Annotated in this window: 9 protein-coding genes; 5 read left to right on the top strand and 4 right to left on the bottom strand. The window is 39.9% G+C overall.

The genetic code is table 11. The annotated features are described in order from the left end of the window. Nucleotides 1-312 precede the first annotated feature (312 nt). The 4 genes from HT730_RS07515 to HT730_RS07500 form a co-directional block, all read right to left on the bottom strand. On the bottom strand, nucleotides 313-933 hold the full coding sequence (locus tag HT730_RS07515) for a histidine phosphatase family protein (protein WP_173307230.1): 621 nt from the start codon (nucleotides 931-933) through the stop codon (nucleotides 313-315). After that, complete coding sequence (locus HT730_RS07510) at nucleotides 933-1,415, bottom strand: aminoacyl-tRNA deacylase (protein ID WP_173307229.1); 483 nt, start codon at nucleotides 1,413-1,415, stop codon at nucleotides 933-935. The genes HT730_RS07515 and HT730_RS07510 overlap by 1 nt, the downstream gene beginning before the upstream one ends. Continuing rightward, nucleotides 1,415-2,257, bottom strand: coding sequence for a DUF368 domain-containing protein (locus HT730_RS07505; protein ID WP_173307228.1), 843 nt, complete (start codon nucleotides 2,255-2,257; stop codon nucleotides 1,415-1,417). The genes HT730_RS07510 and HT730_RS07505 overlap by 1 nt, the downstream gene beginning before the upstream one ends. Nucleotides 2,258-2,351: 94 nt before the next feature. Further along, on the bottom strand, nucleotides 2,352-3,152 hold the full coding sequence (locus HT730_RS07500; RefSeq protein ID WP_054388320.1) for a glycoside hydrolase family 25 protein: 801 nt from the start codon (nucleotides 3,150-3,152) through the stop codon (nucleotides 2,352-2,354). A gap of 143 nt (nucleotides 3,153-3,295) precedes the next feature. Here HT730_RS07500 and glmU point away from each other — a divergent pair, with 143 nt between their 5' ends. From glmU to rocS, 5 genes are all read left to right on the top strand, one after another. Beyond that, nucleotides 3,296-4,675, top strand: a complete 1,380-nt coding sequence (gene glmU, locus HT730_RS07495; RefSeq protein ID WP_173307227.1) for a bifunctional UDP-N-acetylglucosamine diphosphorylase/glucosamine-1-phosphate N-acetyltransferase GlmU — start codon at nucleotides 3,296-3,298, stop codon at nucleotides 4,673-4,675. 9 nt (nucleotides 4,676-4,684) lie between these two features. Continuing rightward, nucleotides 4,685-5,230, top strand: a complete 546-nt coding sequence (locus tag HT730_RS07490) for an NUDIX hydrolase (protein WP_033680471.1) — start codon at nucleotides 4,685-4,687, stop codon at nucleotides 5,228-5,230. An 11-nt stretch (nucleotides 5,231-5,241) separates the two neighbouring features. Continuing rightward, the gene (gene macP, locus HT730_RS07485) at nucleotides 5,242-5,556 is read left to right on the top strand and encodes a cell wall synthase accessory phosphoprotein MacP (protein ID WP_173307226.1); all 315 of its coding nucleotides are present in this window, start codon (nucleotides 5,242-5,244) and stop codon (nucleotides 5,554-5,556) included. Nucleotides 5,557-5,572: 16 nt separating this feature from the next. Next, nucleotides 5,573-6,265: a 5'-methylthioadenosine/adenosylhomocysteine nucleosidase gene (locus HT730_RS07480; RefSeq protein WP_173307225.1), complete on the top strand. Its 693-nt coding sequence runs from the start codon at nucleotides 5,573-5,575 to the stop codon at nucleotides 6,263-6,265. Nucleotides 6,266-6,341: 76 nt separating this feature from the next. Then, a complete protein-coding gene (gene rocS, locus HT730_RS07475) occupies nucleotides 6,342-6,833 on the top strand; it encodes a chromosome segregation protein RocS (RefSeq protein WP_000021242.1) in 492 nt (163 codons plus the stop codon). The last annotated feature ends 286 nt before the right edge of the window (nucleotides 6,834-7,119 follow it).

Below are 7,119 nucleotides of genomic sequence, written 5' to 3'. Positions count from 1 at the left end.
GTCAGTAACATATATACAGCAAGGCGACGTTGACGCGGTTTGAATTTGATTTTAGAAGAGTATTAGTATAGAAAAGTGAATCTGAACTAGTACATCACTGCTTCTAAAACATTCTTATAAATTGATTTAAATTTTCAAATCACATTATTCAGTTACTATTTCATTTTGCTCTACAATCCTGTTGAGAAGACACGTGTTCATATCAAAAAGGTATTGGCAAGTTGCAATACCTTTTTACGAGGCTCTTTTGTCTTATTTTTGTTTCAACTGACTATATCTCCTATGGTTCTAGTTCAGAAGACTAGGCTATAATTATGATTGATAAGAAGTATCATTCCAAGTATCGAGAGTGAATGTTTCAAAATCATGGGTTTCTAGAATTGTCAGACTGGCATTTGCTAGACCGCCATCTTTACGAAGAAGTGGTTCTTTATATCCTAGAAGAGTACGAAGACTGGCAGTAAGATTGGCGCCGTGTCCGACAATTAGAATACGCTCAGCTGGACTATCTTTGAGTGATTTGATAAATTGGATGGTCCGTTGAGTTGTACTATAGAGGGATTCAGCTCCAAACATTTGAGTGTCAAATTGAGCAAGATTAGATCGGAAAGCTTTGATTTGTTGTGGGTAAATAGCTTCCAAGGTTGCAATTTTCAAACCTTCCAACTTCCCCAGCTGCCATTCGCGGAGATTAGGAACACTTTCTAAAGGACAGGGCGTATGGAGTTGACTTTGGATAATTTCAGCAGATTTGACCGCTCGAGGTAAATCACTTGAATAAATCTGATTAAAAGGAATTTCCTTGAGATACTGGCCAAGTCGTTTTAGGGTGTCAATGGATTCAGGAAGAAGGGGAGAATCTCCACTAGCGCCTTGAAAACGACCTTCTTGGTTCCAGACAGTACGACCGTGGCGGACAAAGTAGAGTTTCATTACTTGCTGTCCTCCAAAATATCGGCAAAGTCTGCCTTTACAAAGCTAGCCAAGTCTTGTGGCGCGACGATAATGCTATGTCCGACTTCGCCTGCAGAGACAATCATTTGATCCAAACCTAGAGCAATTTTATCGATAAAAATGGGATAATTGTGTTTCTGACGAATTCCGACAGGATTATTGGCTCCATGAATGTAACCTGTTGTTTTTTCCAAGTCCTTTTGTGGAATCATGCTCACTTTTTTATTGCCAGAAATTTTGGCTAGTTTCTTTTCAGACAAGTGTTGGGTGATAGGGACAATTCCGATAATCGGTCCTGTTTTATCTCCCAGAAGAGCCAAGGTTTTGAAAATCTGATCTCGTTTATAACCTTGCGGCAGTTCTCCTTCCAGGGCATTGATTTGAATTCCCTGATGTGGGATACCTGCTTTAGACAGGATTTGTTCCACCAATGTTTTTTTGATTTTTACTTTTTTTGCCATTATTTATACTTATTCTCCAATTGGCTCATCCAAATACCAAGCCAGATTCCCAGTGCAAAGAAGAAGGCGATGATGACATACCCAACAAGAGAAAGGCCTGTGTATTGGATACTCTCAGCGTTTCCTACATTTGGAATCAAAATCAAAAGGGTACTTGATAGGACGATACCGATGATGAAATGATAGACACGTGAGTGGTAGTTGTTTAAGGCATAATCCATCAATTTTGAAAAAACGATGAGAGTGGCACCTGCTCCGATTCCAATCGGGAAGAAGGTTCCCAAGAGGTCAAAGGTTTTAAAACCAGTCAACATCGGAGCATAGAGACCCAAAATCAAAAGTAGATTTGATGGACTGAGGCCAGGAACCAAGACGCCAAGAGCCAGCAGTGCACCTGCTAGGATGAAATTAAGAAAGCTAGCACTTAAGGTTCCAACGACAAAATTTAAGGCATAGAGTCCTAATCCAGAAATGATAAAGGTTGCCCAGAACCAAACTAAATCCATCTTGTCTCGGTCAGATTCTCGAGTTGATTCCTTGAGGAGGCTAGGAACCGTACCAATGATGGCACCCGCAAAACTCCATAAGACAAAGACCTGATAATTTTCAAGCAGGTATTCAATCGGATAAGAAAATAGGCCAATTCCCAGAAGCATACCGATGGCAACTGGAATAAAGTACAAAACATTTTCTTTAAAGTCTTTAAAGGGATGGGCCAGAAAACCAATCATTCGTTCATAAATTCCTAAGATTGCTGCTAGAACCCCTCCGGAAATCCCCGGTAAGATAAATCCAAGAGCAATCACAATCCCTTTAATAAGGCGCGCTAACCATGAGAGCATATATTTCCTCCAACTATTTCTATTTCAAAAAATCCTTACTATATTGTATCACAATCAAACACAAAAAGAAAAAGCAAATGCTAAACAAATGCTTTTAAGGTTTTAAAAAGATTTTTCTAAAGGTTTCTTCTTTGTTTTTTAAGGGAGAGATGACGTTGATATCCAAATCGTGGTCAAAGCCGGCAATTTTTCCTTTAGATGTGTATTGGTGAATATCATAATCTAAATCAGTTTTAGGACTGCTCTCCAAAAATCCTGAGTTAGAGCCGTAGGACGGAATCCAAACAGAGGTAAACTTGCCTGTATCAATACTATGTTCTTCCATGAAGTAGACCCCAACGTAGATGCCGATGTTTTTAGCACCTAGTGATGCTAGCTTTGCTCGAAAGGCTTCAACACCCTCGTTCATATTGGACATGGTTTTATCTTCTACGTCTAGCCAATAGTAACTAGGACTGTAAGGAGAGGCTGCATTGTAGAAAACCTCAGCGGCTTTTTCCATTTCTTGGACACTTTTTCCAGCTACATAAGCGTAGACCCCAACGGGGACATTCCGTTTTTGAAGTTCAGTGATATGACTCTTATAGGCCTTGTCTATTCCATTGATAAAGGAAGCATCATTTTCTTTTGTCGTTTGAGCACCACTATGAACACGAACAATAGCGCCTGAAATATTTTGTGAGAGGGCATCGTAGTTGATTTCCTCAGGACGCTGCCAGCCAGAGAGATCAATAATCGGTTTGTCTAAGTGTTTCAAAGCCTGTGCTTCAATCTGCGCTATGTTGGATTTTGTTTTAAACGATTGGTTGTCATTAAGTGGGCGATTGATGATTAAAATGAAAATTATGATCCCAAAAAAACCAAATAAAATAAGTGGATGAATTTGTTTTCTCATATCTTATAATTCTACCCTAAAAATCAAAAAAAATCAAAAAAATGGGTTAAGGAAAGGACTTTGGAGCATTTTTTCATTCAAGGGCGCGGAATGATTTGAAATATGGTATAATAAAAGGGAATTTCTAGAGAAAAGAGAAGATTATGTCAAATTATGCCATTATTTTAGCAGCGGGTAAAGGAACTCGTATGAAATCTGATTTGCCAAAAGTTTTGCACAAGGTTGCGGGTATTTCTATGTTGGAACATGTTTTCCGTAGTGTGGGAGCTATCCAACCTGAAAAGACAGTAACAGTTGTAGGACACAAGGCAGAATTGGTTGAGCAGGTCTTGGCTGGACAGACAGAATTTGTGACTCAATCTGAACAGTTAGGGACTGGCCATGCAGTTATGATGACAGAGCCTATCTTAGAAGGTTTGTCAGGTCACACCTTGGTTATTGCAGGAGATACTCCTTTAATCACAGGGGAAAGTTTGAAAAACTTGATTGATTTCCACATCAATCATAAAAATGTGGCCACTATCTTGACTGCTGAAACGGATAATCCTTTTGGCTATGGACGAATTGTGCGTAATGACAATGCTGAAGTTCTTCGCATTGTTGAGCAGAAGGATGCCACAGATTTTGAAAAGCAAATCAAGGAAATCAACACTGGAACTTATGTTTTTGACAACGAGCGTTTGTTTGAAGCTTTGAAAAATATCAATACCAACAATGCTCAAGGTGAATACTATATTACAGATGTCATTGGTATTTTCCGTGAAGCTGGTGAAAAAGTTGGTGCTTATACTTTGAAAGATTTTGATGAGAGTCTTGGGGTAAATGACCGTGTGGCACTTGCAACTGCTGAGTCAGTCATGCGTCGTCGCATCAATCATCAACACATGGTCAACGGTGTTAGCTTTGTTAACCCAGAAGCAACTTATATCGATATTGATGTTGAGATTGCTCCTGAAGTTCAAATCGAAGCCAATGTTACCTTGAAAGGGCAAACGAAAATTGGTGCTGAGACTGTTTTGACAAATGGTACTTATGTAGTGGACAGCACTATCGGAGCAGGAGCTGTTATTACCAACTCTATGATTGAAGAAAGTAGTGTTGCTGATGGAGTGACTGTCGGACCTTATGCCCACATTCGTCCAGGTTCAAGTCTGGGTGCCCAAGCACATATTGGAAACTTTGTTGAGGTGAAAGGGTCTTCAATCGGTGAGAATACCAAGGCTGGTCATTTGACTTATATCGGAAACTGTGAAGTGGGTAGCCACGTTAATTTCGGTGCAGGAACCATTACAGTCAACTATGACGGCAAAAACAAATACAAGACAGTCATTGGTAACAATGTCTTTGTTGGTTCAAATTCAACCATTATTGCGCCAGTAGAACTTGGTGACAATTCCCTCGTTGGTGCGGGTTCAACTATTACTAAAGATGTTCCAGCGGATGCGATTGCTATTGGTCGTGGTCGTCAGATCAATAAAGACGAATATGCAACTCGCCTACCTCATCATCCTAAGAATCAGTAGGAGTCTGTCATGGAATTTGAAGAAAAAACGCTTAGCCGAAAAGAAATCTATCAAGGACCAATTTTTAAACTGGTTCAAGATCAGGTTGAATTACCAGAAGGTAAGGGAATTGCCCAACGTGATTTGATTTTCCACAATGGAGCTGTCTGTGTTTTAGCAGTAACGGATGAACAAAAACTCATCTTGGTCAAGCAGTACCGCAAAGCCATTGAGGCAGTCTCTTACGAAATTCCAGCCGGAAAATTGGAAGTAGGAGAAAACACAGACCCTGTCGCAGCAGCACTTCGTGAATTAGAGGAAGAAACAGCCTATACAGGGAAGTTAGAACTCTTGTACGATTTTTACTCAGCCATTGGCTTTTGTAATGAAAAGTTAAAACTATACTTAGCCAGCGATTTGACAAAGGTGGAAAATCCGCGTCCGCAGGATGAAGATGAGACCTTGGAAGTTCTTGAAGTGAGCTTAGAAGAAGCCAAGGAATTGATCCAATCAGGTCATATCTGTGATGCCAAGACAATTATGGCTGTTCAGTATTGGGAATTGCACAAAAAATAGAGGAGGTCAGTATGGGTAAACCTTTATTAACGGATGAAATGATTGAAAGAGCTAATAGAGGCGAAAAAATTTCAGGTCCTCCTTTGCTAGATGATAATGAGGAGACTAAGATTTTACCAACCTCTTCTTCCCGTTTTGGTTATGCCAATCCTAAGGATCATGGTTTTAACCAGGAAACCTTGAAGATTCAGGTCGAACCGTCTATTCATAAAAGCCGTCGCATTGAAAATACCAAGAGAAATGTCTTCAATTCTAAATTGAATAAAATTTTATTTGCAGTCATCTTTCTCTTGATTTTGCTTGTCTTAGCAATGAAACTTTTGTAATAGAAAAGGAATTGAAATGAAAATAGGAATTATTGCGGCTATGCCAGAAGAACTGGCTTATTTGGTCCAGCATTTAGACAATGACCAAGAGCAAGTTGTTTTGGGGAATACCTATCATACAGGCACCATTGCCTCGCATGAAGTCGTTCTTGTAGAAAGTGGAATTGGTAAGGTCATGTCGGCTATGAGTGTGGCGGTTTTGGCTGATCATTTCCAAGTGGATGCTTTGATTAACACGGGATCAGCTGGGGCGGTCGCAGAAGGGATTGCTGTTGGGGATGTTGTGATTGCTGACAAATTAGTCTATCATGACGTGGATGTCACAGCTTTTGGCTATGCTTATGGACAAATGGCACAACAACCGCTTTATTTCGAATCAGACAAAACCTTTGTTGCCAAAATCCAAGAGAGTTTATCTCAATTGGACCAGAACTGGCATCTTGGTTTGATTGCTACAGGAGATAGTTTTGTCGCAGGAAATGACAAGATAGAAGCGATCAAGTCCCATTTCCCAGATGTTTTAGCTGTTGAGATGGAAGGGGCAGCTATTGCTCAGGCATCGCATGCCCTTAATCTTCCAGTCTTAGTCATCCGAGCTATGAGTGACAATGCCAACCATGAAGCAAACATCTCTTTTGATGAGTTTATTATCGAAGCTGGACGTCGCTCTGCCCAAGTCTTATTAGCCTTTTTGAAGGCTTTAGATTAAGCGAAAATTTGACAGTTTTTCTAGCTTATGATAAGATTTAAGTAAAGAAAAGCTAGAAAACGTTTCAGAGGATATTATGAGTATTGAAATGACCGTCAGTGAGATTGCAGAGGTCTTAGGATTATCTCGCCAAGCAATCAATAACCGTGTCAAAGAATTACCAGAAGAAGACACAGATAAAAATGACAAAGGGGTAACAGTCGTTACCAGAAGTGGCTTGATTAAGCTAGAAGAAATCTATAAAAAAACGATTTTTGAAGATGAGCCTGTCAGTGAAGATGTCAAGCAACGTGAACTGATGGAGATTCTAGTTGATGAGAAGAATGCAGAAATTCTCCGTCTTTATGAACAATTAAAAGCCAAGGATCGTCAGTTATCAGAAAAAGACGAACAGATGCGCATCAAAGACCGTCAGATTGCTGAGAAAGACAAACAATTAGATCAGCAGCAACAATTGACCCTTCAAGCCATGAAGGATCAAGAAAATCTTAAGCTAGAGCTGGACCAAGCAAAAGAAGAAGTCCAATCCACTAAGAAAGGCTTTTTTGCTCGTTTATTTGGAGGATAATCAAGGAGCTGTTTAGGTTACATGCTAACCTGATGGCTTCTTTTATTTCTAATCTAAATAGTATAGTTGCTCAAGTAATACTCAATGAAAATCAAAGAGCAAACTAGGAAGCGAGCCGCAGGCTGCTCAAAGCGCTGCTTTGAGGTTGTAGATAGAACTGACAGAGTCAGTATCATATACCTACGGCAAGGAGACGCTAACGTGGTTTGAAGAGATTTTCGAAGAGTATAATTCTTATTGATGAACTGCTTGCAGTCTGAGAAAAAATGAGCTTGGATAGTATTCC

The organism is Streptococcus sp. k-628, assembly GCF_013277475.1.
Classification (GTDB): Bacteria; Bacillota; Bacilli; order Lactobacillales; family Streptococcaceae; genus Streptococcus.
The sequence above is the reverse complement of the archived record's forward strand: the minus strand, read 5'-3'. Positions and strand labels throughout refer to the sequence as shown.

What these genes read in the sequence shown, in the direction of transcription:
- glmU (WP_173307227.1), top strand. Translation starts at nt 3,296, where the DNA reads ATGTCAAATTATGCCATTATTTTAGCAGCGGGTAAAGGAACTCGTATG.
- rocS (WP_000021242.1), top strand. Translation starts at nt 6,342, where the DNA reads ATGAGTATTGAAATGACCGTCAGTGAGATTGCAGAGGTCTTAGGATTA.
- HT730_RS07500 (WP_054388320.1), bottom strand. Translation starts at nt 3,152, where the DNA reads ATGAGAAAACAAATTCATCCACTTATTTTATTTGGTTTTTTTGGGATC.
- HT730_RS07490 (WP_033680471.1), top strand. Translation starts at nt 4,685, where the DNA reads ATGGAATTTGAAGAAAAAACGCTTAGCCGAAAAGAAATCTATCAAGGA.
- HT730_RS07510 (WP_173307229.1), bottom strand. Translation starts at nt 1,415, where the DNA reads ATGGCAAAAAAAGTAAAAATCAAAAAAACATTGGTGGAACAAATCCTG.
- HT730_RS07515 (WP_173307230.1), bottom strand. Translation starts at nt 933, where the DNA reads ATGAAACTCTACTTTGTCCGCCACGGTCGTACTGTCTGGAACCAAGAA.
- HT730_RS07505 (WP_173307228.1), bottom strand. Translation starts at nt 2,257, where the DNA reads ATGCTCTCATGGTTAGCGCGCCTTATTAAAGGGATTGTGATTGCTCTT.
- macP (WP_173307226.1), top strand. Translation starts at nt 5,242, where the DNA reads ATGGGTAAACCTTTATTAACGGATGAAATGATTGAAAGAGCTAATAGA.
- HT730_RS07480 (WP_173307225.1), top strand. Translation starts at nt 5,573, where the DNA reads ATGAAAATAGGAATTATTGCGGCTATGCCAGAAGAACTGGCTTATTTG.